We start from the raw sequence: 24,934 nt of genomic DNA on the forward strand, positions 1-24,934 counted from the left end.
GCCCGGCCATGTCGCCCAGGGCCCGGGTCGCGGCCAGCCGCCGGATCAACCCGGGCGCCGCCCGGACCCAGCCCACCCGCAGGCCGCCCCAGACCGACTTGGACACCGAGCCCAGCGAGAGCACGGTGGCGCCGGCGGTCGCTCCGGCCCCGGTGTCGAACGCGGCCATCGGCGGCGGCAGCGCGGCCGCCCCCGCGAACGGCATGTCCCGGAACGACTCGTCGGCCAGCACCAGCGCCTTGGCCGGCCGGGCCGCCGCCACCACGGCCTCCCGGGTCGCCGCGTCCATCAGCGCGCCCGTCGGGTTCTGGAAGTCGGGCATCAGGTACGCCAGCCGCGCGGCCGACTGGCGCAGGGCGGCGCCCAGCAGGTCGACGTCCCAGGCCGCGTCGGGTCGCTCGCCCAGCCCGACCGGCACCGGGGTGCGCCGGCGGTCCCGGACCGCGTCCAGGGCCACCGGGTAGGTGGGGCACTCGATGACCACCCGGTCGGCCGGGCCGGAGAGCGTGTCCAGCACCAGGGTGAAGGCGTGCTGCGCGCCGGAGGTGATCAGGATCTGCTCGGCCGTGGTCGGCACGCCGGCCGCGGTGTACCGGGCGGCGACGACGTCGCGCAGCTCGGGCAGCCCGAACGGCAGGTACCCGTCCGTGCCCAGGTAGCGGGGGAGGAGCTCGCCCGTCGCGGTGGCGATCGCGCCGGTCAGGGCGGCCGGGGCCGGCAGGCAGGCCGTGGTCAGGTCGATCATCCCGGCCGCGCGCTCGAGCTCGTCGTGCCAGCCGATGCCGTCCCGCCACCCGAAGATGCCGCCGGCCGCGTAGCTCAGCCCGGCGGCGCGGGCCGGCCCGGTCCCGGCCGGGCGCACCGGGGCGGCCGGGTCGTCCGGCAGCCGCACGGTGCTGCCCGAACCGCGCCGGGACACCAGCCAGCCCTGGTCCCGCAGCTGGGCGTAGGCGGCGTTGACCGTCGTCCTGGACACCCGCAGCGCGGCCGACAGCTCGCGTTCGGACGGCAGCCCGGTGCCCACCGCGAGCCGGCCGTCCAGGACCGCGGCCCGGATCCGGTCGGCCAGGCTGCGGTACGCCGGCTGGTCCCGGCCGTCCGGGTCGGGTCCGAGCCGCTTGGCCAGGGTGGAAGCGGATACGCGAGTGGTCTGGGCCATCGGACCAGTTTCCGGCAACTGGTACTGGATTGCCAGACCACATCCGCGGAAAGTGGTCGGCATGCGGTTGCTCACCCCCATCCCGCCGGACCGCCGGCCCCGCCGCTTCGCCCAGCTGCTGGCCGGCCTGGTGCTCTACGGGTTCACCATGGGCCTGATGGTCCGGGCCGTCCTGGGTCTCGACCCGTGGGACGTGTTCCACCAGGGCCTGACGGCACTGGTCAACCGGTGGATCCCGCTGTCCTACGGCGCCGTCATCACCATCGTGTCGGTGCTCGTCCTGCTGCTGTGGATCCCCTTGCGGCAGCGGCCGGGCATCGGCACCGTCGCCAATGCGGCGATCATCGGGTTCACCGTCGACCTGACGCTGTGGGTGATCCCGCCGGTGGACGACCTCACGCTCCGGATCGGCCTGCTGGTGGTCTCGGTGGCCGGCAACGCGCTGGCCGGCGCCCTGTACATCGGGGCCGGCCTCGGCCCGGGCCCGCGGGACGGGCTGATGACCGGACTGGTCGCCCGCGGGATCGGATCGGTCCGGGTGGTCCGGACCGCGATCGAGGTCACCGTGCTGGGCGTCGGGTGGGTGCTCGGCGGCGTCGTCGGCGTCGGCACCGTGGTCTACGCGCTGGCCATCGGGCCGCTGCTGCACGTGCTCCTGCCTCGCCTGCAGGTGGGGGGCCGGGCGGATCGCGCGGCCACCTCCCCGGAGCTGCCGGACGATGTGATCTACCAGGAAGAGGCCAGGTAGCGCCGGGACCGGGCGGCCCGGCCGTTTAATCTCAGGCGCATGGAAACCCTGTTCGGCACGCTGCACGTCGTGGCGGCCGTGTTCATCGTCGGACCCATGGCCATCCTGCCGATGACCGGCATGCGGGCGATCCGGGCCGGGCAGGGCCGGCAGGTGGAGGCGCTGGCCCGGACCACGTTCGTCTTCAGCCTGCTCTCGCTGCTGGTCGTCGTCCTCGGCTTCGGCATCCTGCCCTACAGCCGGTACGGCACCACGGTGACCACCCCCTGGGTGCTGGCCTCGTTGATCATCTACGTGGTCGCGCTGCTGCTGAGCCTGTTCGGCGTGGTGCCGGCGATGCGGGCGGCCGCCGAGCAGCTGGCCGCCGTGCCGGCCGGCTCGATGCCCGGGCCCGACCTGGCAGCCGCCGCCCGGCGCGCGTACGGCCGGGTGGCCATGTTCTCCGGCCTGGCCTCCCTGCTGCTCGTCGTCATCGTCGTGCTGATGGCGTGGAAGCCGTGAGCCCGCACGACCCGGTCATCGGGGTGCTGGCCCTGCAGGGCGACGTCCGGGAGCACCTGATCACGCTGGCCGGGCTGGGCGTCACCGCCCGACCCGTCCGCCGGCCGGCCGAGCTGGCCGACATCGACGGCATCGTGCTGCCCGGCGGCGAGTCGACGACCATGTGCCGGCTGCTGGACGTGTTCGAGCTGCGCGCCCCGCTGTCGGCCAGGTTGGGCGAGGGCCTGCCGGCGTTCGGCTCGTGCGCCGGGATGATCGTGCTGGCCACCTCGATCCTGGACGGCCGGCCCGACCAACTGCCGCTCGCCGCGATCGACATCGTGGTCCGCCGCAACGCCTTCGGCCGTCAGGTCGACTCGTTCGAGACCGACCTGACCGTCGACGGCATCCCGGGGGAGCCGATGCGCGCGGTCTTCATCCGGGCCCCCTGGGTGGAACGGGCCGGACGCGACGTGCAGGTGCTGGCCCGGGTCGGCGACCACCCGGTGGCCGTGCGCCAGCGCTCGGTGCTGGCCACCGCGTTCCACCCCGAGGTGGCCGGCGACGACCGCCTGCACCGGCTGTTCCTGGACATGGTGACCGGTCCCGCGTCGTAGGATCGTCAGTCGGGCTCGGCGCAGCGGTGCTGTCCGGGCCAGAGCGCAACGACGAAGCGACGTATCGAGGGGTTCCGGCAAGCGATGAGTGGCCACTCCAAATGGGCGACGACCAAGCACCAGAAGGCGGCCAAGGACGCCAAGCGGGGCAAGCTGTTCGCCAAGCTGATCAAGAACATCGAGGTCGCGGCGCGCACCGGCGGTGGTGACCCGGACGGGAACCCGACGCTGTTCGACGCCATCCAGAAGGCCAAGAAGTCCTCGGTGCCCAACGACAACATCGACCGCGCGGTCAAGCGCGGGTCGGGTGCCGAGGCCGGCGGCGTCGAGTACCAGGCGATCACCTACGAGGGCTACGGCCCCAACGGCGTCGCGATCATGATCGAGTGCCTCACCGACAACCGGAACCGGGCCGCCTCCGAGGTCCGGGTGGCCGTCACCCGCAACGGCGGCAGCATGGCCGACCCGGGCAGCGTCTCGTACCTGTTCAGCCGCAAGGGCGTCGTGCTGGTGCCGCGCGAGGCCAACGGCTCGACTGTGGATGAGGACGAGCTCACCCTGGCCGTGCTGGACGCCGGTGCCGAGGACGTCAACGACCTGGGCGACACGTTCGAGGTGGTCTCCGAGGCGACCGACCTGGTGGCCGTGCGCACCGCGGTCACCGAGGCGGGCTTCGAGTACGACTCGGCCGACCAGTCCTTCCTGCCGTCGGTCGAGGTCCCGCTGGACCTCGACGGGGCCCGCAAGGTGGTCAAGCTGATCGACGCCATCGAGGACCTGGACGACGTGCAGAACGTCTACACCAACGCCGACATCTCCGACGAGATCGCCGAGCAGCTCGACAACGAGTGAGGCGCGCCCGGAGCGCGCGGTGACCCGGGGCCGACGCTGCGCACGGTCCGGCGTCGGGTCATACTCCGTTCGGTGATCGGGTGTCCCTCGTCGGGGGGGCGACGCGTCACGGATGCGGGACCTCCGGCCCTGTCCGGCGGTGCCGTCCGTGGGCGAAGGTCACCGGGTTTTGTGTCCCGCCGCCGTAGGAGGCCGATGTTGTCCGCGCCCGTCACCACGCCCGTCGCCACGCCCGTCAGCACCGCACCGCCCGTGCTCTCGCCCGCGTCGGAGGCCGTGGTCAAGGCCACCGCCGCCGTCGTCGCCGAGCATGCCGAGGCGATCACCGCCGTGTTCTACCCGAACATGTTCGCGGCCCACCCCGAGCTGCTCCGGGTGTTCAACCAGGGCAACCAGGCCTCCGGCGAGCAGAGCAAGGCGCTGGCGGCGTCCGTGGTGGCCTTCGCGGTCAGCCTCATCGATCCGGACGCGCCCTCGTTCGACCACGTCCGGACCCGGATCGCGTACAAGCACGTGTCCCTGGGCATCACCCCGGAGCAGTACCTGATCGTCGGGCAGTACCTGATCGGGGCGGTCGCCGAGGTCCTGGGCGACGCGGTCACCCCGGAGATCGCCGCCGCCTGGACCGAGGTCTACTGGCTGTTCGCGGTCACCCTGATCGCCGAGGAGGCCCGGCTCTACCAGCAGGCCGGCGTCGACCCGCACCGTCCGCTCCGGCCCTACCGGATCGCCCGCCGGATCGCCGAGACGCAGGACGTGGTGTCCCTGGTCCTGGAACCCGCCGACGGCGGCCCGCTGCCGGCCATGCAGCCCGGCCAGTACGTCTCCGTCTTCGTCGACCTGCCCGACGGCAGCCGCCAGCCGCGCCAGTACACGGTCTCCTCGACCGCGTTCGGCACCCGCCTGCAGATCACCGTGAGCCGGGTCAAGGGTGTCGACGGCGCTCCCGACGGCCGGGTCTCCAACTACCTCAACGATCAGGCCAAGGTCGGTGACGTCCTCGAGATCAGCGCCCCGGCCGGGGATTTCGTCATCGGGGACGATCAGGCGCCGCTGCTGCTGGCCAGCGCCGGGGCCGGGATCACCACGGTGCTGCCGATCGTCGAGCACCTGGCCAGGACCCAGCCGGAACGGCAGGTCATCATCGCGCACGCCGACCGCACGGCCGGCGACCACGCGCTGCGCGAGACCGTGCTGCACGTGGCCCGGCACATCGACAACGTCACCGCCTACTCCTGGTACGAGACCATCGACCCGGACGACACCGACTCCGCGCAGGGCTACATGGACCTGTCCGGCCTGGACCTGCCGCCGGATCTGCAGGTCTTCACCTGCGGTCCGCTGCCGTTCATGCGGCACGTGCGGGCAAGCCTGCTGGAGCGGGGCGTGCCGCCGGAGAACATCCGCTACGAGGTGTTCGGCCCGGACCTGTGGGGGCCGACGCTGGACCGCGCCGCCGGCTGAGTCCGCGCGGCCGCCCGGTCCGGTCCTCGGCGTCGGCGCGCCGACGCCGGGGCCGCGCGGTGTCCGGGTAGCGTCCGTTCGGACAGGTGTTCGCCGACCGGTGCCCTTCGAGGAGGCGTCGCCGGGACCCACGGGACATCGAACGGAATCGACCGGGCGCGGAGGTGCAGGGGTGCGGGTGCTGGGCGTCGACCCCGGGCTGACCCGGTGCGGGGTGGGCGTCGTCGACGGCGGACCCGGCCAGGCTCCGCGGGCGGTCGAGGTCGCCGTGGTCCGCACGCCGGCCGACGCCGAGCTCGCGGTGCGGCTGCTGCAGATCGCCGAGCGCGTCGAAGAGATGATGGACCGGCACCGGCCGGACACCGTCGCGATCGAGCGCGTGTTCAGCCAGCAGAACGTGCGCACGGTGATGGGTACCGCCCAGGCCAGCGGGGTGGTCGCGCTGGCCGCCGCCCGCCGGGGCATTCCGGTCGCCTGGCACACGCCCAGCGAGGTCAAGGCCGCCGTCTCCGGTCACGGCAACGCCGACAAGGCGCAGGTCACGGCCATGATCACCCGGCTGCTCCGGCTCACCGAGGCGCCGAAGCCGGCCGACGCGGCGGACGCGCTCGCGCTGGCCCTGTGCCACCTGTGGCGCTCGCCCATGCAGTCCCGGCTGGCGGTCGCCGCGAAGGCGCAGGCCGCGTCGGGGCCGGGGCCGTCGGTGTCCCGGGGGAGGATGGGCCGGTGATGAGCTCGTGATCAGTTCCGTCCGCGGCGAGGTGCTCGCCATCGCCCTCGACCATGCGGTCATCGAGGTCGGCGGCGTCGGCCTGGCCGTGCGCACCACCCCGGCCACGCTGGCCGAGCTGCGTCGCGGCGAGACGGCCCGGCTGTGGACCACCCTGGTGGTCCGGGAGGACTCGCTCACCCTGTTCGGCTTCGCCACCGCTCCCGGCAAGGAGCTGTTCGAGCTGGTGCAGTCGGTCAGCGGGGTCGGCCCCAAGATCGCGCTGGCGCTGCTCGCGGTGCTCGACCCGGACGAGCTGCAGCGCGCGCTGTCCACCGGCGACACCGCGGCGTTGTGCCGGGCTCCCGGGATCGGCAAGAAGGGCGCCGAACGGCTGGTGCTCGAACTGAAGGACAAAGTGGGTACGGCCGGGCCGTCCACCCCCGCGGTCAACGGCTCCGGCGGGTCGGCCGGCCCGGCCGCGCCGGTGACGGCGTGGCGCCCGCAGGTGACCGACGCGCTGCTGGGCCTGGGCTTCACCGTCAAGCAGGCCGACGACGCGGTCGCCGCGGTCGCCGCGCAGGACGAGCCCGCGGCCGCCTCCGGCGACGTCGCCGTCCTGCTGCGCCGCTCGCTGGCCCTGCTGGGACGCAACCGATGACGCCGCCCGGCCCGCCCCCGCCGGACGGTCCCGACCCCGATCCGGAGGATCTGGTCGTCCCCGTCGCACTGCCCGGCGACTCCGACGTCGAGGCCTCGCTGCGGCCGCGGTCGCTGGGGGAGTTCGTCGGCCAGCAGAAGGTCCGCGAGCAGCTGGACCTGGTGCTGACCGGGGCCAAACTGCGCGGCACCCCGCCCGACCACGTCCTGCTGGCGGGGCCGCCCGGGCTGGGCAAGACGTCGCTGTCGATGATCATCGCCGCCGAGCTCGGCGCGGCCCTGCGCCTGACGTCCGGTCCGGCCCTGGAACGGGCCGGCGACCTGGCCGCGATCCTGTCCAACCTGGTCGAGGGTGACGTGCTGTTCATCGACGAGATCCACCGCATCGCCCGCCCCGCCGAGGAGATGCTGTACCTGGCGATGGAGGACTTCCGCATCGACGTGATGGTCGGCAAGGGGCCGGGGGCGACCTCGATCCCCCTGGACATCGCGCCGTTCACCCTGGTCGGAGCCACGACGCGGTCCGGCCAGTTGACCGGGCCGCTGCGCGATCGGTTCGGCTTCACCGCCCACATGGAGTTCTACTCGGCCGACGAGCTGACCACGGTGATCCGGCGCAGCGCCACCATCCTGGGCGTCGACCTGCGGGCCGACGGAGCCACCGAGATCGCCCGCCGGTCCCGGGGCACGCCCCGGATCGCCAACCGGCTGCTGCGCCGGGTGCGCGACTACGCCCAGGTCCGGGCGAACGGCGCGATCACCCGCCAGGTGGCCCGGGACGCGCTGGCCGTCTACGACGTCGACGAGCTGGGCCTGGACCGGCTCGACCGGTCCGTGCTGACGGCGCTGTGCCGCTCGTTCGGCGGTGGCCCGGTGGGCCTGACCACCCTGGCCATCGCGGTCGGCGAGGAACCCACCACCGTCGAGGAGGTGTGCGAGCCGTTCCTGGTGCGGGTCGGCATGCTCGCCCGCACCCAGCGCGGCCGCGTCGCCACCCCGGCGGCCTGGGAACACCTGGGGCTGGCCCAGCTCCGGGAGGACTCCATCGCGGCCGAGGCGACGCTGTTCGACGGTCTGGCCCCCTAGTCGGCCGAGCGGCGAGGCCGGCATGGAGGCGGTAGGACCGGGCGCAGGCAATCTGGCGACGGAGGAGCCTGATCGGCCAGCGCGGTCCTAGACCCTCGGCCGGCGGCCCGCCAGGGCCGGTTCCCACCGGCCGGAAGCCGCTTCTCGATCCGGCGGCCCGGCCGGTAGATGTTGCCGGTGTGAAGGTCGGCGTCGACGGGTTCTGCTATCACCGCTGGTTCGGCCAGGCCTATCCCGGGTTGGAGGCGGTCCCGGACACCGCGATGAGCGTGCTGGACGTCGTCGACCGGGCCGCTGCCCTCGGCGCCGACGGGCTGGCCGTCGAATCCTTCATGCTGCCCGACGGGCCGGGCGCCGCGGACCGGTTGGCCGGCCCGCTCGGCGAGCGTGCCCGCGCGGCCGGGTTGGATCTGCTGTGGGCGTGGGGCCATCCCGACGGGCTGGGCTCGGGCGCCCGACCGGAGGCACTGGCCGACCTGCGCCGGCACGCCGATCTCGCGGCCGCGAACGGCGTGCGGGTGATGCGGATCTGCGCTGGCGGTCGGCGTACCCGGCCGGCCGGCTGGACCGAGCACCGGCGGGCCCTGCTGCCGCTGCTGGCCACGGCCGGCGAGATCGCCCGCCACCGCGGCCTGGTGCTGGCCGTGGAGAATCACGCCGACCTGCTGGCCGACGAACTCGTCGAACTGGTCACCGTGCTCGACGACCCGGCCGTGCGGGTCTGCCTGGACACCGGGAACAACCTGCGGATGCTGGAGGACCCGGCCCGGGCGATCGAGGTGCTCGCGCCGTACGCCGCGGCCGTGCACCTCAAGGACGTGCAGGCGTACCGGGGCGACCCGCGGACGTTCACCTTCTGGCCCAGCGTGCCGGTCGGTCGGGGGCTGATCGACGTGCCGCGCGCCCTCCGGGCCCTGGCCGACGCCGGGTTCACGGGCCTGCTGGCCATCGAGATCGACTATCTGCGGCCCGACCTCGGGCTCGACGAGGACGCCGCGCTGGCCGAGAGCATCGCCTTCACCCGCCGGGCCCTGGCCGGCCTCGCCCGTTCCGGATAGCGCGCCGGACGGGGTCCGTCGGCCAGGATCGGGGCGTGCACTTCTCCGAGGCGATGGAATGGGTGGCCCGCGGCTTCGAGGTCCTGGGAGCCGCCGTCATGGTCGTCGGGATGGTGTGGTGCGCGGTGCTCTCCATCCGCGCATGGCGCCGCACCGGTGACGGCGCCCACGCCTACGGCACGCTGCGCCGCTCGATCGGCGCCGTGCTGCTGCTCGGGCTGGAGGTGCTGGTCGCCGCCGACCTCATCCACACCGTCGCGGTGGAGCCGACGCTGACCAACGTCGGCGTGCTGGGCCTGATCGTGGTCATCCGGACCGTGCTGAGCTTCTCCCTGGAGATCGAGATCGAGGGGATGCCCCCCTGGCGCCGGGCCGCGATGTCGGGGGCCGGCCATCTGGGGCGGGCCGCCGCCTTCGCCGCGACCGACCCGACCGCCCCGGCCGGCGGTCCGGCCGCCCCGGTGGGCCCGGACACGCCCACCGGCCGTCGTGGCCGGTGACCTCGATCGATCACGACGGGGCCGGTTTCGGCGCCCGGTCGGGCTTGCCGTCTCCGGTATCGTGTCCGCTACCGACCGGGTATCCATTCGGCCCGGGGAACCATCGGCCGCGGCGTTTCGTTCACCGCGCGGCAGGGTGAGACAGGCGTCATGACCGCGCCGGGCCGTGGCCCGGCCGGCGCGGATCGAGAACCCGACGGGTCACGTCGACGAGAGGTGTCGCGGGAAACCGGGACCGAGGAGAGTCTGAGTCATGGAAAGCATGCTGCTACCGATCCTGATGTTCGCCGCCCTCGGCGCACTCATGTACTTCAGCATGAAGAAGCAGAAGCGTCAGGCCGCCCAGGTCAAGCAGATGCAGGACGCGCTGGTCCCCGGCACCCGGGTGATGACGACCTCCGGTCTGCACGGCACCGTCACCGCCGTCGCCGACGACACCATCGAGCTCGAGGTGGCGCCGGGCATGCGCACCACCTGGGTCCGGGCCGCCGTCCGCGAGGTCGTCGTGCCGGGTCCGGTGGAGGACAACTACGACGCGCTGATCGCCGACGCCCCCACCGACATCGTGGACGCCGACCCCGACACGACCGGCAACAACGGCGGGATCAACTTCCGCAAGTCCAACGAGAACTAGGCTCTTGATGCCCCGGCCCCATCAGGGGACGGGGCATCATCGTGTGGGCGTGAGGATCGCCCGCCATTGCCGACGGCGCGCCCTGACCGTGTCCTGACCCTGGTCAGGCGGTCGGCGCAGGTCGTCGCACGGACGAGATTGGCGCGACGTGGCATCACCCTCCGGGCAGTTCAGGCCCTGGCGACTGATCTGGACCTTCGTCGGCATCGTGGTCGTGCTGTACGGGCTGGTGTTCTTCACCCCCGGGAGCAACACCCCCAAGCTCGGCATCGACCTGCAGGGCGGCACCCGGATCACGCTGACCGCCCGGACGATCGACGGTTCGGATCCGACCCGGGAACAGATGCAGCAGGCCCGCACGATCATGGAGGGCCGGGTCAACGGCTCCGGCGTGGTCGGGGCCCAGGTGCAGATCGACGGGGCCCGCCAGCTGGTGGTGACCGTTCCCGGCAACGAGGACCTGTCCGGGCTGACCCGCAGCGCCCAGCTCAACATCCGGCCGGTGCTGACCGACACCAGCGGCAACCCGATCATCGTGTACCCGGCGGGTTACACCCCGCCGACCGCGACGACCTCCACGGCGCCGTCGGTGACGGGGTCGCAGACGCCGTCCGGCTCGTCGGCGCCCAGCACGGTCCCGGCGATCGGCGACACCGCGGAGGCGTCCCCGGCCCCGTCAGCGACTCCCTCGTCCGCCCCGTCGGCCGAGTCCGGGGCCGCCACCACGGTGCCGGCGATCGGCGACACGCCGGCCGCGACCTCCCCGGCCGGCCTGCGGGGCGCCGGCGCCGCGCTCGGGGCCGCACCGGAGGCCGCGGCCGCGACCGATTCCCCGTCGGCCGAGTCGGCCGCCACCGAGACGCCGTCGGCGACGCCTGCGGCGACCGACAGCCCGGCGCCGACCGCGGCGGCCACCGCGCCCGCCACCCCGGCGGCCGGACCGACCTGGCCGACCGGCAGCAACCCGGACAACCCGACCCAGCCGCTGGGCACCGACCAGGCCGCGTTCGACGCGTGGCAGACCTCGGCCCAGACGGTCATGCCGACGATCAGCTGTGCCGATCTCGAGCCGTACCGCGGCCTGGACGACCCGAACAAGCCGCTGCTGGCCTGCTCGGACACCGGCGACTCGCTCTACCTGCTGGACAAGACGCTCATCGCCGGCACCCAGATCGACACCGCCAGTTCGGGCCAGAGCAGCCAGGGTGCCGGCTGGGTGGTCAACATGACCTTCAAGTCGGACGGCTACTCGACCTGGTCGTCCTACACCGCCTCGCACACCGGCACCCTGACCGCGATGACCCTCGACGGGCAGGTCATCTCGGCCCCGCGGATCAGTGGGCCGATCACCACCCCCGGCACCGAGATCTCCGGTTCGTTCAACCAGGCGTCGGCGGCCGCGCTGGCCAATTCGCTCAAGTTCGGCGCGCTGCCGCTGGCCTTCGACCGGGCCGAATCGGTGAACGTCAGCGCCGAACTGGGCTACCAGTACCTGATTGCCGGCATCATCGCCGGCGGCATCGGCCTGCTGCTGGTCGTCGTCTACTGCCTCATCTACTACCGGATGCTGGGCCTGATCACGATCCTGTCGCTGATCCTGTCGTTCGGCCTGGTCTACCCGGTCCTGGTGCTGCTGGGGCGCTGGGTCGGCTACAGCCTGGACATGGCCGGCGTCGCCGGTCTGATCATCGCGATCGGCATCACCGCCGACTCGTTCGTCATCTACTTCGAACGCATCAAGGACGAGGTCCGCGAGGGCCGCACGTTCCGCTCCGCGGTGCCCCGCGGCTGGGCCCGGGCCAAGCGGACGATCCTGTCCGCGGACGCGGTGTCCTTCCTGTCCGCGTTCATCCTGTACATCCTGGCCGTGGGCGAGGTGAAGGGCTTCGCGTTCACGCTCGGCCTGTCCACCGTCCTGGACCTGGTCGTGGTCTTCCTGGTGACCCATCCGCTGGTGCACCTGGCCGCCGGGTCGAAGCTGTTCCAGTCGCCGACCTGGTCCGGTCTGGGTGGCGTGGCCAAGGCCGGTGCGCAACAACGAGCGGCCGCCGCCAAGCTCGGCGCCAAGGAGATGTCGGCATGAGCGAGCATCAGCGCACGAACCATCGAGCCCGGGGGACGGCCGCGCGGGCCGGGGCGACCGGGCCGGCGACGAGCCGGCGGGAGGCGGCGGCATGAGCATCGACGAGCCGACCCCGGCCGCGGTGAGCACCGCGGCGACGGGGGACAAGCAGTACGGCCGGCAGGCCGGCTTCCTGTCCCGGCTGTCCACCGGTACCGGTGCGTTCCCGATCCTGCGCCACCGCAAGGTCTACTACGTGGTGTCGACCGTGCTCGTGGTCGGCTCGATCCTGCTGATCCTGATCCGCGGTTTCCACTACGGCATCGACTTCGCCGGCGGCACCACGCTGACGTTCGAGCCGGCCGGCGGCGCCGGTTCGGTGTCCACCAGCCAGGTGGCCCAGACGGTGACGTCGGCGACCGGTGTCGAGGTCGAGGCGGTGCAGACCGTCGGCACCCAGGTGCAGGTCACCTCGCCGTCGCTGACCGTCGACCAGGTGGTGGCGGCCAAGGCCGCGCTGGGCACCGCGTACAGCCCGGCCGGCGGGGTGTCCGACTCGGCGGTGTCCGAGACCTGGGGGTCGGAGATCCTCCAGCGGGCCCTGCTCGGCGTCGTGGTGTTCCTGATCGCGGTGGCCGCGTTCCTCTGGATCCGGTACGAGAAACGGATGGCCGCGGGCGCGGTCGTCTCGGTCCTGCACGACCTGATCATCACCGCCGGCATCTACGCCCTGGTCGGGTTCGAGGTCACCCCGTCGACGGTGATCGGCCTGCTGACCATCCTCGGCTTCTCGCTGTACGACACCGTCGTGGTCTACGACAAGGTGCAGGAGAACACCAAGGGCCTGACCTCGCTCAACCGCCGCACCTACACCGAGGCCGCGAACCTGGCCATCAACCAGACACTCATGCGGTCGATCAACACCTCGCTGATCGCGCTGCTGCCGGTGGCCGGGCTGCTGGTCGCCGGGGTCGCCATCCTCGGGTCCGGCACGCTCAAGGACCTGTCGCTGGTCATGCTCATCGGCATGCTCGTGGGGGCCTACTCGTCGGTGTTCATCGCGGTGCCGATCGCCGTCGACCTCAAGCTGCGGGACCCGGCCATCAAGACGCACACCGCCCGCGTCGAGGCCAAGCGCAAGGCCGAGGGGCTGATCGTGGACGCTGACGGCGACCCGATCGCCCGGACCGGGACGGTGGTGGCCCCGGCGGCGCCGGCGGCTGCCGCCTCCTCGGGCACGTCCGGGGTGGCCACGGCGGTCCGGCTCGACCTCAAGGCCGGGGCGGCGCCCAAGCCGGGGGCCAAGCCGGTGCGGCCGGCCGGCAAGTCCGGGTCGCGCGGCTCGTCCGGCCCGGCCGGCCGGCCGACCGGCAAGCGCGGCCGCTGAACGCGGTGGGCCGGGCGACCCGGACACCGACCGGCGGCCGGCGGTGACCGGCGGGTCGGACCGCCCGGCGCCGGGCCGGATTCCGGGGTCCGACCGCTCGGCGGGGTCGGGTGGTCTTCCGGAGCCGGGTCGTCCGGCGGCGTCGGGCCGGCCGGCGGTGCAATCCGGCGGGGCGGACCCGTTCGCGGCGGCCGGGGCCGCGCTGGACCGGCTGGTCCGGGTCCAGGCGGATTTCCCCTCACCCGGGGTGCTGTTCCGCGACCTCACGCCGGTCCTGGCCGACGGGCCCGCGCTGCGGTCCATCGGCGAGGCGTTGGCCGCCGCGGCGCCCGACGCCACCCTGATCGCCGGGCTGGACTCCCGCGGGTTCCTGCTCGGCGCGGCCGCCGCCGTCGTGGCCGGAACCGGGCTGCTGGCCATCCGCAAGCCGGGCAAGCTGCCCGGCCGGATCCTGGCCGAGGAGTACGCGCTGGAGTACGGCACCGCGCGGCTCGAGCTGCATCCCGACGACGTGCCGTCCGGCGCCCGGGTGCTCGTCGTCGACGACGTCCTGGCCACCGGCGGCACCGCGGCCGCCGCCTGCCGGCTGCTGGCCCGGGCCGGGGCCGAGGTGGCCGGCGTGGCCGTGGCCGTGGAGCTGCTGGCCCTGGACGGCCGGGCCGCGCTGCCCGGGGTGCCCGTCACCGCGCTGCGGAGCTGGTGATCCGCGGGCCGGCCCGCACCCCTCGCTCCCTCGTGTCGATCCCTGCCTCGTGTTGATCCCTCCCTCGTGTTGTCGTGGTGATCATGGGGTGAGTGCCGGTTTCGCGCGGGGATAACCCCACTCTCCCCCTGATCAACACCGGCCTCGCCTGGCCCGGCGGGGTACTGCACACGCGGTAGGCGGCGCGGCCGGGTACCGCACGGGGCGCACGACGCGGGCCCGGCCGGCGACCTACAGTCGCTGGCATGACGTGGTGGCCGAGAGTGCGCGGGTGGCTGCGGGCCCACCCCACCCTCGTGGACGGGCTGCTGGCGCTGCTGGTCATCGGGCCGGCGTTCGGCGGTCGGGTGAACGCGCTGCCCGGGCCGCCGATCACCCCGACCCCGGCGTCCCAGCTGCTGGTGGTCATCGCCTGCCTGGCGTTGACGGTTCGCCGGCGCTGGCCGGTGCTCGTCTGGGCGGTCACCCTCGGGGCCAGCGTCGTGGTGATCCTGCTGCAGCAGGGCCCGTCGCCGGCGCTGTTGCCGCTGCTCGTCGCCCTGTACACGGTGGCGACCCGCTGGCCGGTGGCGCGGGCGCTGCTGGCGGCCGCGGGGTCGGCCGGACTGCTGCTGCTCGCGCAGGGTTTCGCCACCGCCGACCGCTGGGATCGCCCGACGACCTACGTCGTCGCGACCTGGTGCATGCTCTCGGTCGTGGTCGGCGTCTCGGTGCGGCAGCAACGGCTGGCCCTGGCCCAGGCGCGCGAGCGGGCCCGGGTGGCCGAGGAGTCCCGCGAGGAGGAGGCGCAGCGCCGGGTGACCGAGGAACGGCTGCGGATCGCGCGCGAGCTGCACGACGTGGTGGCCCATCAGATCGCGGTGATCAACGTCCAGTCCGGGGTCGCCGAGCATCTGCAGCCGGTCAACCCGGAGCGGGCCGGCGAGGCGCTGCGGCACGTCCGCGAGGCCAGCGCCCAGGTGCTGGCGGAGATGGGCACGCTGCTCGGCGTGCTGCGGGGCGGCGACGGCGACGAGCCAGACCGGGAACCGGCGCGCGGGCTGGCCGAGCTGGACCAGCTGGTGGAGTCGCTGCGCCGCACCGGCCTGCAGATCGTGCTGCGGCAGGAGGGCAGCCCGGTGCCGCTGGGCCCGCTGGTCGACGTCACCGCGTACCGGATCGTCGAGGAGGCCCTGACCAACGCCCACAAGCACGGGGCCGGGACGGCGCACCTGCTGCTGGCCTACCGGACGCCCGGGCTGGTGGTCGAGGTGGGCAACCCGGTCGAGCCCGGCCGCCCCCGGGCCGCCGGGTCCGGGCGGGGGCTGGCCGGCATGTACGAGCGGGTCGCGGTGATCGGTGGCAGCCTCCGGGCGGGCCCGACCGGCCGCGGCCAGTTCGCCGTCCGCGCCGAGCTGCCCGCGGCGGGCCGGCCGGCCGTCACCGGGCCGGAGATCGCGGCGGTGCCGTGGTGACCGTCCGGGTCCTGCTGGCCGACGACCAGGCGTTGATCCGGGGCGGGTTCGCCGCGTTGATCGACAGCGCCGACGACCTGACGGTCGCCGGGGAGGCGATCGACGGCGCGGACGCGGTCCGGCAGGCCCGGACTCTGCGGCCCGACGTCGTGCTCATGGACGTCCGGATGCCCGGCCTGGACGGGGTGGCCGCGTGCGCGCAGATCACCGGCGACCCGTCCCTGGCCCAGGTCAAGGTGCTGGTGCTGACCACGTTCGAGCAGGACGACTACATCCTCGCCGCGCTCCAGGCCGGGGCCAGCGGGTTCCTGGGCAAGGGTGCGTCACCGACCCAGCTGCTCGACGCGATCCGGGTGATCGCCCGCGGTGAGTCGCTGCTGTCCCCGCGGGCGACCCGGGTGGTGATCGAGCGCGCGCTGGCCGGGCCGGGGGCGGCCGGGCCCGACGAAGGCGGACCTGACCTGTCGGTGCTGACCGAACGGGAGCGGGAGATCGTCGGCCTGGTCGCGCAGGGCCTGTCGAACGACGAGATCGCCGCCCGGCTCTACCTGTCGCCGCTGACCGCCAAGACGCACGTCAACCGGGCGATGGCCAAGCTCGGCGCCCGCGACCGCGCCCAGCTCGTCGTCCTCGCCTACCGGGCTGGCCTGGTCCGACCGCGCTGATCCGGCCCCGGGCCGGCCGGCCACGCCGACCGCCCGCGCCGACCGACCGCGCCGACCGGCCTCGTGCCGACTGGGCTCGTGCCGACCGGCCAGGGGCCCCCGCGGTCGCGCGCCGCCGGATCAGTCGACGGACAGATCCCAGAGCAGCCGGTAGTAGGCCGTGCGCCCGGGGTCGGCGGCGATGCGGTAGCCGGCCAGAACCGCGTCCTGGTGGCCGGGACCGAAGTTCCAGTCCATGCTCCAGGTCGCGACCGCGAGGTCGGCCCAGCGGTCGGCCACCCCGAGCTGCCCGAAGTCGACCTGCCCGGACGGCTCGCCGTCGTCGGCCAGCAGCGTGTTGGGTGCGCAGGGATCGCCGTGACACACGACGAGCCGGTCAACCGGCGGCGGGCGGTGAACCTGGTCGATGGCCTGTTCCGGGCTCAGCCGGCGCAGCTCGGCGTGCCAGCGACGGGGGTCCTGCCGGGAGGCGTCGGGCACGAAGGCCAGCCGCGCCGGCACCGTCCGGTCGAACGGGCAGCCGGTCACCGGCAGCCGGTCGTGCAGGCGGCGCAGGGCGCGGCCGATCGCCCGGCCCGCGACCTCCGGTCGCCCGCGCCAGTGCGGGTCGACGGCGCTGCGACCCGGCAGCGCGTCGGTGACCAGCCAGCTGCCCTCCGCGTCGGACCCGGCGGTCACCGCTCGGGGGACGGCGAGGTCGGGCGCGACCCGCCGCAGCCACTCCAGCCGGCGGTGCTCGGCCGTCAGGTCGGGCCCGTGCGGGGGACTGACCTTGACGAACCGGGCCGCCGCCGCGTCGTGGAACGTCAGCCCGCCGAGCTCGTTGCGCCACACCGGAGTGACCGGCCGGCCCGCCACCAGCGCCCGCACCCGGGCCGGAACCGGGGTCGGCCCCGGCGGGGTCGGGAGGGCCATGACCGCCATCGTGGCACGGCCCCGGCCGGGCCCGCGGCGCCCGACGGCGCGCGGGCGCCCTCCGGGCCGGCCGGATGACGACCCGGCGGCCCGCAGCCTGCTGCATCCGCGGTATCCCGCAAGCCTGCGCCGGGACGATGTGCCGCCGCCCGGCCGGCGGAAGGCTGGTCGGCATGATCGAAGTACACGAGCTGACCAAGAAGTACGGATCGGGGGACAAGACGGTCACCGCCGTCGACCACGTCTCGTTCACCGTCCGGCCCGGTGTGGTGACCGGGTTCCTGGGCCCGAACGGGGCGGGCAAGTCGACCACCATGCGGTCGATCCTCGGACTGGACACGCCGACGTCCGGCACCGCGACCGTCAACGGGCACATGTTCCGGGACGCCCCGGCTCCGCTGTCCGAGCTGGGCGCGTTGCTGGAGGCCAAGGCGATCGACAAGGGCCGCTCCGCCCGCAACCACCTGCTCGCCCTCGCCGCCACGATCGGGGTGGGCGCGCGGCGGGTCGACGAGGTGCTCGACCTGGTCGGGCTGACCGACGTGGCCCGCAAACGGGCCGGCGGGTTCTCCCTCGGCATGGGGCAGCGGCTCGGCATCGCCGGCGCGCTGCTCGGCGACCCGCAGACCATCATGCTCGACGAGCCGGTCAACGGGCTCGACCCGGACGGCATCCTGTGGATCCGCAACCTGCTCAAGGACCTGGCCGCGCAGGGCCGGACGGTGTTCGTGTCCTCCCACCTGATGAGCGAGATGCAGCTCACCGCCGAGCATCTCATCGTCATCGGGCAGGGTCGCGTCATCGCCGACCTGCCCATGGCCGACTTCATCCGGCAGTCGTCCCAGCACCGTGTCCGGGTCGTCACGCCGGACGCGACCCGGTTGCGGGACCTGCTCGCCGGACCCGAGGTGGCGATCACCTCCGACGACCCGGAGCGGCTGGAGATCGAGGGCGCGGCCGCGCGCGACGTCGGCATCCTGGCCGCCGCGCACGGGGTCGTGCTGTACGAGCTGGTCGACGTCGTCCCCTCGCTCGAGGAGGCGTTCATGGAACTCACCCGCGACACCGTCAGCTACCACGGTTCGGTCGCCCAACCCGAGACGAGGGCCGCCTGATGGCCACCACCGACACCGCCGGCGCGACTGCCACCGCCACCGCCATCGCGTCCGTCCCGGAGCACCGGTCGACGGTCCCGGCGAAACGGACCAACCTCGGGCGGGTGCTGTCCTCGGAGTGGATCAAGACCCGCTCCCTCCGCTCGACCTGGATCACGCTCGGCACGCTCGCGCTGGTCATCGTCGCCTTCGGCGTGCTGGCGGCGATGGCCGCGGGCGGGGACATCCAGGGGCCCCAGGGCGGTCCGCCCGGGGTGGCCGGCGGTCGGGGCGGCCCGATGGGCACCGTGCTGGCCGGGGCCAATGTCGCGGTGCTGCTGGTCGCCGTCTTCGGCTCCGTGGTCGGCGCCCGCGAGTTCGCCTCCGGCATGATCCGCACGACGTTCGCCGCGGTGCCTCGCCGCTTGCCGGTGCTGGCCAGCAAGCTGGTCGTGTTCGTGGCCGTCGTGCTGCCGGTGGTCCTGGCCGCTCTCGTCGCGGTGTTCTTCGCCGGGATGGCCGTGCTCGATCGGTCCGGCGCGGCGACCCTCAGCTGGTCGGACGACGGGGTGGTGCGCACTCTGGTCGGCCACGCCTACTACCTGGTCGGCCTGGGCGTCATCGGTCTGGCGCTGGGTGTCATGCTGCGCGGCACGGCCGCGGCGATCGGCACGACCATCGGCGCGGTGCTGTTCCTGCCGGCGCTGGCCACGGCCCTGCTGCCGTCGGACTGGAGCACCGTGCTCAAGTACCTGCCGTCGAACGCCGGCAACGCGTTCAGTGCGTTGACCACCACCGGGGATGTGCTGACCCCGTGGCAGGGGTTCGCGGTCTTCACGGGCTGGGTCGTGCTGGCCGTGGTCGGGGCGGTCGTGACGCTGGTCCGCCGGGACGCCTGAGCACCTTCCCGCCCGGGTGAGGGCCGGACCATCAGCGGGTCGTCCGGGCGCGGTGAAGTCGGAGAGCCCCTGCGGGCGACCCTGCAGCCATGGACGGAGGTTGCGGTGTGATCTCCACCGTGGACGCACCGCTGGGATTCCGGGCTCAGCGGTCGAGCGCAGGCCAAGGCAAACGGTCTCCCATTCGCGATGACCACCATTGCGGTAGTAACATTTAGATTGTAATGCCTTTGGCGAAAGACGAACGGTACTTGGTACAGCGGACGGCCGCCTACGCGCGGATGAGCAAAGACTCCGAGCTCGGCATCGAGCGGCAACTTGCGGACATCCGTTCGAAGGCGACCGATCTTGGTTGGCGCATCGTGGCCGAGTTCATCGACAACGATGTGAGTGCAACCGCCAAGCGATCGCGGCCGCAGTACGAGAAGATGATGTTGGCGGCACGAACTGGCCAGATACACGCGATCATCTGCTGGGACCTTGATCGCCTGTCACGGAAGCCTCGGGAGATCGAGGATGTCATCGAGCTGGCGGAGGTCGACGGACTGCAACTCGCATCCTGCGGAGGTTTGATCGATCTGGCGACACCTCAGGGCAGGATGATCGCAGGTATTAAGGCTCAGGTAGCCCGCCACGAGGTCGATCAACTCAAGCGGCGCATGCGGCGATCCCTGGCGCAACGAGCTGCCGACGGCAAGCCGCACGCTCGGGTTCCCTACGGTTGGACCGGTGACGTTGTCGAGGGTCGTCGCCTCGGCCCAGATCGGCTGGACCCGAAGGCGGCAGCAGTGATCCAAGAGACCGCGACTCGTCTGCTCGCTGGAGAAAGCCTGCGTTCAATCGTTGTCGATCTGAACCAAAGGGGTGTGCCGGCGCCTCACGGTGGCCAATGGACGACCCCTCCTCTGCGGGCGATCATGCTGCGGGAAAGTAATGCTGGCCGTCGCGTGCATCTCGGACAGATAGTGTCGGAAATCACCGCACGACCCCCAATTCTTGACCCGGGGTTTCACGATCGAGTAGTCGCCTTACTCAACGACCCGAAACGCCGTACCAATGCAGGGGCACCTAAGCGACATTTGCTTTCCAAGCTGGCAATCTGCGGAAAGTGTGGCAATACCGTCACCGTGAACCCAGGTCGGCCAATCTCTCATGCGACGCCGACTAAGCGGGGAAAATCACCCGGCTACGCATGCGTGACGTGTTTTGGCGTCCGGCGTGTACAAGCACCCATTGACGAACTTGTCAGCGAGCTCGTTATTGCGCGCCTTCAACAGCCAGATGCCGCCGAGCTCTTGGGACAAGTTACCGATCGAGAGGCTATCGCCTCGACGCGGATGTCGCTTCAGGCGCTCGAAGCCCGTTTACTCCGGGCGGCCGACGACTACGCGGATGGCGTCATTACCGCCGCTCAGCTCGCCAGAATTAGCAACAAGCTACGGCCACAGATTGAATCTCTGGGCAGGACGCTTACCGATTCCTTTGGTCGTCCCGAACTTGCCGCTTACGCGGGACCATCGGCGGCCGCAGCGTGGAGAAGTGCTCCACTCGACGTCAAACGGTCGATCGTCGACGTTCTTATGACTATTACGCTGCACCCTGTCGGTCCTGGCCGTCGTCGATTCGATCCATCGACGGTAGAGATTCGTTGGCGCGAGTCAAACTAGTTGAGCGCCCAGAATGCCCTAAACCGTCCCGAATCAGCGCGCGTTGAGTCTCCGAGAGCGAGGGTGCCTGAGCTATCAAATTGTTGATGTAGTCCCGAATGGCCGTCATCTCCTTCATGGGGCTGCCGGTAGGCAGCTCGAAGTCGCCCGTACCGATGATCTGGCTGCTTGATCCCGTACGATCGGCGGCCTCGCTGAGTGATTTTGCGGCTTTTTCTTCTGCCCTCTGGCGGATCATGAGATGTTCCTGTATTCCCAGTGCCAGGGTTCGGGCTTGGACCCCCCGGCCTGCGCCCAGGCGGGGTGGTTCCAGCCGTAGCGGCCGGCGTTGGTGGTGAGCCAGTCGAAGGCCGGCCCGGTTCCGGTGTTGATGCCGCAGCAGCCGCCGATGTCGACGGCTTTGCCCCAGCCGTGGTTGGAGGTGCCGGGGTTGGCGCACAGGCTGCCCTTTTCCAGACGGCATTGGACTTGTTCGTCGTAGGAGCGGTATCCGTCGGTGATGCCGATGTCCTGCCCGAACTGGGCTTGGAAGGCGGTGTTGAGCTGGTCGAACGCGGTCGCGGCACCGCATTCGAGTTGCAGGGCCGGTCGAGAGGGGACGGGGCACAGGGCGGTCGCGGGGATGCGTCCGTTCTGGTACCCGCCCCACGCCGCCGGCCCCGTCGCGTCCTTGGCGGCCGGCTGTCCGCAGGAGGTGCCGGTGGCGGTGACCTGGGCGATGACGCCCGGCCCCGCGTTTGCCGATCCGGTGTCGAGCGCGGCGACGATGGCGGTGGCCTGCTCGTAGGAGTCGCGGTAGATTCCGCCGTCGCTGGACGGCGAGCCTTGGACCTTCTGGGCGACGGTCCACGGTGAGGCGGTCTGCCAGTTGGCGACGGTGACCATCCGGTCGAGGAACTTGACGGTCGCGGTGGCCGGGTTGATCAGCTGGTCGGGGGTGCCCCAGCCGGTCATCGGCCGCTGCTGAAACAGGCCGATGGAGTCGAGGTTGTTACCGACCTTGTCGTGCGGGAAGCCCAGGGACTGGCGGGCGACGGCCCGTTCGGTGTCGTTGAGTTGCCGGCCCTCGGCGGACCCGATCAGGGTGCTGGTGCCGTCGTTGGCGTAGTTGTACAGGCTGGATTCGGCTAAGGCGGCGGCAACCGCGATGGCCGCACCGGTCGGGCCGAGGCCGCGGCCAAGGGCGACGCCGACGACGGTCTTGGCGTTCGCTTCCTGCGCGTGGTCGAGACCCGGTGCGGTGCCGGCGACGGCCGCGGCGGGTGGGCAATCACCGTTGCCGGTGGTGGACCCGCCGATGGTATTGATGATGGCGCCACGGGCGCCGGCCATGGTGCAGCCGGTGAGCAGCACGCCGGCCACGCCGAGCAGCACGCCCACCGAGACGGATCGGTGCCGGTTCATCGGGGTTCCGCGGTCGCGGTGACGACCCGCCAGCCGACGTCGGTGTAGATCACGGTGATGGCGAGGGAGCCGGCGTCGGTGCCAACACCGGTGCTGGCCAGCCCAGGTTGAAAGGCCCGCATCGCCGGGTCGGTGAGGCGTCGGCTGCCCGGCAGGCTGGTGCGTGCGGTGGTGGGCAGTTGCTCGGCCAGGGTGGGGTCGGCCCAGCGGCTGACCTGGTCTTGCCAGGCCAGGTCGGAGCCGCCGGCGTACCAGGCGTCCACAAACCGGGCGGTGACCTCCAGGGCCGCGGCCTGATCGGCCTCGGGCAGGTACCCCGACGTGGCGCCCTCAATGGTGGTGGTGATCGGGACGCCGACGATGGCCGGCGTGGTGGTCGACCGGCTCGGCTGGTCGCGGGTCGGCTGGTCGGACGGGGTATATCCGTAGACCCGATACAGGCAGGAGTCCCGATCGGGGCCCTTGGCCCATTGGGCCGCGCACCCTTCCGCCTTTGTCGGAAGTGCCGTCGGCCGCGTCGTTGCCGTGGTGGATGTCTGAGCGGCCGGCGCTTCGGTCGGTCCGGCGGCGGTGGCCGCGGCACCGCCGGTGTCGAGGATGGACTTGGTGATCAGCGCGAGGGCCAGAACCGCGAGGACCACGGCGATGAGCCGGCCGCGGCTGCGAAGGGGCCAGCGCCAAGCGGTGCCTGCGTTCATCAGGTCCTCCTCGAATCGTCGGCGGGGTTCGGCCAGCGAGTGGTGCGGGTTTCGGGGCGTCCGTGATCGGCCCACAGCGGCGGGTCCGGGGGCCGGAACACTGCGGTGTCATCGACCGGCGCGGACGCCGGCCGGTCGGGGCGGGCGGGGTGGAACACGCGTTCGTCGTCGGCGAGCGCCCAACCGCGGCCGTTCCAAACCTGTCGGTGCAGTTGGCCGGCGGCCGGCCGCCGCTCGGGTCCCGGCTCGGCCGCCATGTTCGGATTCGGGGTCGTGGTCGCAACGACCGGGACCACCCGGGTCGGCTCATCCACTGATGGCCGGCCGGTGGCAGGGGCACGGCCGGCGCCGGCAGCGGTGGTGATCTGGGGGAGGGTCGTGGCCGGCGGCTCGACGGCGCTCGGAGCGGCCGCCGAGCCGAGAACCGGCTTGGCCGGTGCCGGGTTGGTGCGGCGTCGGACGATGGTGACCTGCTCGGGTCGGCTCGGCCGGGCCGGTTCGGTCGGCGTGACCGGGTCGGCGGGGTGCTCCTGCGGGTCGCTGACCCGGTGACTGTTCCCGCGGCGCCAGCGGGGCAGTGGAGTGAGCCGGTGCAGGCCGGCTATCGCCTGGCGCCGCTGTTCGGACAGGTGGTGCGGGCTTCCGGTGGCGGCGTAGGACAACATGGCGGTGATGCGCTTGATGGGTCGGGTCAGCACCCACGCCAGGACGGAGGCCAGGGCGAGGATGATGACGCCGGAGTTCGGGTCGATCTGGAAGCCGGCCGCTGTGGTGGGGCTGAGCATGACCATGGACAAGTAGGTCATGAGGGCGCCGGCCGCGCTGAACAGCAGCACCACGAGCAGGCTGCCGGCGATCACGCCCAGGACCCGGCGGGCCAGGTGCGGTCGGACCATCATCCCGATGCCGACGAACAGGCCGGCGATCAGGCCGAGCCGCAGCAGCAGCCGCGCGGTCAAAACCGCGGTGTAGGCGGCGGCCGGGAACGGCGCGGCGGCGGCGGATGCCGCGAGGGCGCTGAACCCGGCCGCCGTGCGGTTCCCGGCGCGGCCCTGGATGTAGGGGTAGATCGTGGGGCCGGCGTCCTGGATCGCGGACCGGTACTCAGCCTCGGTTGCCGCCATGACATTGCCCGGCGGGCCCGGCTGGTTGCTGCGGCCGCAGACCTGCTTGTTGTCCTGGTAGGTGCACCAGACCGTGCCGGCCGGCGCGTTCTGCTGAATCTTGGTCAGGTCGGGCAGTTTGAGGTTGACGGCCTGCCCGTTGAGGAACCGGGCGCCGAGGTCGGCGTCGGGGCCGGTCAGGTTCTGCGAGCCGATCATGCCCTGCTGCCAGTAGCGTTGGATGGTGTTGCGCACCAGCACTTCCGGGTAGAGCCAGCGGCGCAGATAGTCGGCATTGGCCGGATCCTTGGGGTCGGGCGTGTACTTGGTGGTGCACGCCGTTCCGGAGACCTTGAGGAACCCGTCGTCGTCGAAGTAGGGCGCGAACAAGGCGGTTTGGTCGAAGTCGCAGTACTGGATCTGCGGCAGGACGTCGCCCGGGAGCCGGCTCAACACCTGGGTGTCGATGCGTTGCTGCGCGTCGACCAGGGCCTGGTCGGCGGACCGGATGAGGTCCATCGGCGCCGCGGCCGCGACCGTGACGACGACCAGGCCGGCCAGGGCGGCGGTGACCCGCAGCAGCACCTCGGGGAGGTTCCCGCGGATCGCCAGGGCGAGGACGGTCAGGCCGAGCATGGCCAGGGGTAGCCACACCCACGGCTGCACCAGCACGGTGTACCCGGCGGTCGCGACGGTGCCCATGAAGGTGTCGAGGCTGCTGAACGTGTCGGGGTCGAGGGCGCGGGCCCGCATCCCGGTCGCCCACGCGTCGAGCAGGACGGCGCCGCCGAGGAGCCAGTTCCCGAGCTGGGTGGACTGCGATGCACCAGAGGCATCCCAGGGGGACTGGATCCCGGCGAGCTGGGTGACGCTGTTGACGCAGCCGGGGTCGTAGGACCACCAGAAGAACCCGGCA

General features: G+C 72.4%; 23 protein-coding genes and 1 pseudogene. 19 read left to right on the top strand and 5 right to left on the bottom strand.

All coding sequences use genetic code 11. The features are described from left to right. Window positions 1-1,159, bottom strand: a 1,159-nt coding sequence (locus tag ACOJUF_RS20530; protein WP_420123672.1) for a PLP-dependent aminotransferase family protein, incomplete at its 3' end; no start/stop codon positions are given. 61 nt (window positions 1,160-1,220) lie between these two features. On the opposite strand from ACOJUF_RS20530, the gene ACOJUF_RS20535 reads away from it, so the two are divergent. The 16 genes from ACOJUF_RS20535 (at window position 1,221) to ACOJUF_RS20610 (ending at window position 16,238) form a co-directional block, all read left to right on the top strand. Beyond that, window positions 1,221-1,907, top strand: a complete 687-nt coding sequence (locus tag ACOJUF_RS20535) for a YczE/YyaS/YitT family protein (RefSeq protein ID WP_420123673.1) — start codon at window positions 1,221-1,223, stop codon at window positions 1,905-1,907. Between the two features lie 39 nt (window positions 1,908-1,946). Continuing rightward, window positions 1,947-2,408, top strand: a complete 462-nt coding sequence (locus ACOJUF_RS20540; RefSeq protein ID WP_420123674.1) for a DUF2269 family protein — start codon at window positions 1,947-1,949, stop codon at window positions 2,406-2,408. Further along, a complete protein-coding gene (gene pdxT, locus ACOJUF_RS20545) occupies window positions 2,405-3,004 on the top strand; it encodes a pyridoxal 5'-phosphate synthase glutaminase subunit PdxT (RefSeq protein WP_420123694.1) in 600 nt (199 codons plus the stop codon). The genes ACOJUF_RS20540 and pdxT overlap by 4 nt, the downstream gene beginning before the upstream one ends. A gap of 84 nt (window positions 3,005-3,088) precedes the next feature. Next, complete coding sequence (locus ACOJUF_RS20550; protein WP_420123675.1) at window positions 3,089-3,856, top strand: YebC/PmpR family DNA-binding transcriptional regulator; 768 nt, start codon at window positions 3,089-3,091, stop codon at window positions 3,854-3,856. A gap of 195 nt (window positions 3,857-4,051) precedes the next feature. Then, window positions 4,052-5,320 (top strand): globin domain-containing protein, encoded by a 1,269-nt coding sequence (locus ACOJUF_RS20555; RefSeq protein WP_420123676.1) that lies wholly within the window; start codon window positions 4,052-4,054, stop codon window positions 5,318-5,320. Window positions 5,321-5,492: 172 nt separating this feature from the next. Next, window positions 5,493-6,050, top strand: a complete 558-nt coding sequence (gene ruvC, locus ACOJUF_RS20560) for a crossover junction endodeoxyribonuclease RuvC (RefSeq protein ID WP_420123677.1) — start codon at window positions 5,493-5,495, stop codon at window positions 6,048-6,050. Window positions 6,051-6,057: 7 nt separating this feature from the next. Continuing rightward, window positions 6,058-6,690, top strand: coding sequence for a Holliday junction branch migration protein RuvA (gene ruvA, locus ACOJUF_RS20565; protein ID WP_420123678.1), 633 nt, complete (start codon window positions 6,058-6,060; stop codon window positions 6,688-6,690). After that, window positions 6,687-7,775 (top strand): Holliday junction branch migration DNA helicase RuvB, encoded by a 1,089-nt coding sequence (gene ruvB, locus ACOJUF_RS20570; protein WP_420123679.1) that lies wholly within the window; start codon window positions 6,687-6,689, stop codon window positions 7,773-7,775. The genes ruvA and ruvB overlap by 4 nt, the downstream gene beginning before the upstream one ends. A 179-nt stretch (window positions 7,776-7,954) precedes the next feature. After that, on the top strand, window positions 7,955-8,833 hold the full coding sequence (locus ACOJUF_RS20575) for a sugar phosphate isomerase/epimerase family protein (RefSeq protein ID WP_420123680.1): 879 nt from the start codon (window positions 7,955-7,957) through the stop codon (window positions 8,831-8,833). Window positions 8,834-8,868: 35 nt separating this feature from the next. Continuing rightward, the gene (locus ACOJUF_RS20580; RefSeq protein ID WP_420123681.1) at window positions 8,869-9,333 is read left to right on the top strand and encodes a DUF1622 domain-containing protein; all 465 of its coding nucleotides are present in this window, start codon (window positions 8,869-8,871) and stop codon (window positions 9,331-9,333) included. Window positions 9,334-9,586: 253 nt separating this feature from the next. After that, window positions 9,587-9,967, top strand: a complete 381-nt coding sequence (gene yajC, locus ACOJUF_RS20585) for a preprotein translocase subunit YajC (protein WP_420123682.1) — start codon at window positions 9,587-9,589, stop codon at window positions 9,965-9,967. A gap of 148 nt (window positions 9,968-10,115) precedes the next feature. After that, on the top strand, window positions 10,116-12,050 hold the full coding sequence (gene secD, locus ACOJUF_RS20590) for a protein translocase subunit SecD (RefSeq protein WP_420123683.1): 1,935 nt from the start codon (window positions 10,116-10,118) through the stop codon (window positions 12,048-12,050). Between the two features lie 91 nt (window positions 12,051-12,141). Beyond that, complete coding sequence (secF, locus tag ACOJUF_RS20595) at window positions 12,142-13,416, top strand: protein translocase subunit SecF (protein WP_420123684.1); 1,275 nt, start codon at window positions 12,142-12,144, stop codon at window positions 13,414-13,416. 157 nt (window positions 13,417-13,573) lie between these two features. Continuing rightward, window positions 13,574-14,119 carry an adenine phosphoribosyltransferase gene (locus ACOJUF_RS20600; protein ID WP_420123685.1) on the top strand — a complete coding sequence of 182 codons (546 nt, stop codon included), beginning with the start codon at window positions 13,574-13,576 and terminating at the stop codon, window positions 14,117-14,119. Window positions 14,120-14,364: 245 nt separating this feature from the next. Next, window positions 14,365-15,573, top strand: coding sequence for a sensor histidine kinase (locus ACOJUF_RS20605; protein WP_420123686.1), 1,209 nt, complete (start codon window positions 14,365-14,367; stop codon window positions 15,571-15,573). Beyond that, window positions 15,570-16,238, top strand: a complete 669-nt coding sequence (locus ACOJUF_RS20610; protein ID WP_420123687.1) for a response regulator — start codon at window positions 15,570-15,572, stop codon at window positions 16,236-16,238. Before ACOJUF_RS20605 ends, ACOJUF_RS20610 begins: the two co-directional genes overlap by 4 nt. Before the next feature lie 120 nt (window positions 16,239-16,358). On the opposite strand, the gene ACOJUF_RS20615 is transcribed toward ACOJUF_RS20610, so the two are convergent. Continuing rightward, window positions 16,359-17,153: a phosphotransferase gene (locus ACOJUF_RS20615; protein WP_420123688.1), complete on the bottom strand. Its 795-nt coding sequence runs from the start codon at window positions 17,151-17,153 to the stop codon at window positions 16,359-16,361. 173 nt (window positions 17,154-17,326) lie between these two features. Here ACOJUF_RS20615 and ACOJUF_RS20620 point away from each other — a divergent pair, with 173 nt between their 5' ends. The 3 genes from ACOJUF_RS20620 to ACOJUF_RS20630 all read left to right on the top strand — a co-directional run bounded on the left by ACOJUF_RS20620 (window position 17,327) and on the right by ACOJUF_RS20630 (window position 20,813). Next, window positions 17,327-18,268 (top strand): ATP-binding cassette domain-containing protein, encoded by a 942-nt coding sequence (locus ACOJUF_RS20620; RefSeq protein ID WP_420123689.1) that lies wholly within the window; start codon window positions 17,327-17,329, stop codon window positions 18,266-18,268. Beyond that, window positions 18,268-19,146: an ABC transporter permease gene (locus ACOJUF_RS20625; RefSeq protein WP_420123690.1), complete on the top strand. Its 879-nt coding sequence runs from the start codon at window positions 18,268-18,270 to the stop codon at window positions 19,144-19,146. Before ACOJUF_RS20620 ends, ACOJUF_RS20625 begins: the two co-directional genes overlap by 1 nt. Window positions 19,147-19,370: 224 nt before the next feature. Further along, entirely contained in the window at window positions 19,371-20,813 is a 1,443-nt protein-coding gene (locus ACOJUF_RS20630) for a recombinase family protein (protein ID WP_420123691.1), read from the top strand. A gap of 234 nt (window positions 20,814-21,047) precedes the next feature. Here ACOJUF_RS20630 and ACOJUF_RS20635 read toward each other — a convergent pair whose 3' ends face one another. From ACOJUF_RS20635 to ACOJUF_RS20645, 3 genes and pseudogenes are all read right to left on the bottom strand, one after another. Then, window positions 21,048-22,217 (bottom strand): M15 family metallopeptidase, encoded by a 1,170-nt coding sequence (locus ACOJUF_RS20635; RefSeq protein ID WP_420123692.1) that lies wholly within the window; start codon window positions 22,215-22,217, stop codon window positions 21,048-21,050. Next, entirely contained in the window at window positions 22,214-22,915 is a 702-nt protein-coding gene (locus ACOJUF_RS20640) for a hypothetical protein (protein WP_420123693.1), read from the bottom strand. Before ACOJUF_RS20640 ends, ACOJUF_RS20635 begins: the two co-directional genes overlap by 4 nt. Then, window positions 22,915-24,934, bottom strand: a pseudogene (locus ACOJUF_RS20645) (hypothetical protein); the annotation flags it as partial. The pseudogene ACOJUF_RS20645 and the gene ACOJUF_RS20640, both read right to left, overlap by 1 nt.

This window comes from Nakamurella sp. (assembly GCF_048594475.1).
GTDB lineage: Bacteria > Actinomycetota > Actinomycetes > Mycobacteriales > Nakamurellaceae > Nakamurella.

Excerpts from the sequence above, each read along its gene's own strand:
- ACOJUF_RS20535 (WP_420123673.1), top strand. The coding sequence starts at position 1,221 with ATGCGGTTGCTCACCCCCATCCCGCCGGACCGCCGGCCCCGCCGCTTC.
- ACOJUF_RS20540 (WP_420123674.1), top strand. The coding sequence starts at position 1,947 with ATGGAAACCCTGTTCGGCACGCTGCACGTCGTGGCGGCCGTGTTCATC.
- ACOJUF_RS20550 (WP_420123675.1), top strand. The coding sequence starts at position 3,089 with ATGAGTGGCCACTCCAAATGGGCGACGACCAAGCACCAGAAGGCGGCC.
- ACOJUF_RS20555 (WP_420123676.1), top strand. The coding sequence starts at position 4,052 with ATGTTGTCCGCGCCCGTCACCACGCCCGTCGCCACGCCCGTCAGCACC.
- ruvB (WP_420123679.1), top strand. The coding sequence starts at position 6,687 with ATGACGCCGCCCGGCCCGCCCCCGCCGGACGGTCCCGACCCCGATCCG.
- yajC (WP_420123682.1), top strand. The coding sequence starts at position 9,587 with ATGGAAAGCATGCTGCTACCGATCCTGATGTTCGCCGCCCTCGGCGCA.
- secF (WP_420123684.1), top strand. The coding sequence starts at position 12,142 with ATGAGCATCGACGAGCCGACCCCGGCCGCGGTGAGCACCGCGGCGACG.
- ACOJUF_RS20605 (WP_420123686.1), top strand. The coding sequence starts at position 14,365 with ATGACGTGGTGGCCGAGAGTGCGCGGGTGGCTGCGGGCCCACCCCACC.
- ACOJUF_RS20615 (WP_420123688.1), bottom strand. The coding sequence starts at position 17,153 with ATGGCCCTCCCGACCCCGCCGGGGCCGACCCCGGTTCCGGCCCGGGTG.
- ACOJUF_RS20620 (WP_420123689.1), top strand. The coding sequence starts at position 17,327 with ATGATCGAAGTACACGAGCTGACCAAGAAGTACGGATCGGGGGACAAG.
- ACOJUF_RS20625 (WP_420123690.1), top strand. The coding sequence starts at position 18,268 with ATGGCCACCACCGACACCGCCGGCGCGACTGCCACCGCCACCGCCATC.
- ACOJUF_RS20630 (WP_420123691.1), top strand. The coding sequence starts at position 19,371 with ATGCCTTTGGCGAAAGACGAACGGTACTTGGTACAGCGGACGGCCGCC.
- ACOJUF_RS20635 (WP_420123692.1), bottom strand. The coding sequence starts at position 22,217 with ATGAACCGGCACCGATCCGTCTCGGTGGGCGTGCTGCTCGGCGTGGCC.
- ACOJUF_RS20640 (WP_420123693.1), bottom strand. The coding sequence starts at position 22,915 with ATGAACGCAGGCACCGCTTGGCGCTGGCCCCTTCGCAGCCGCGGCCGG.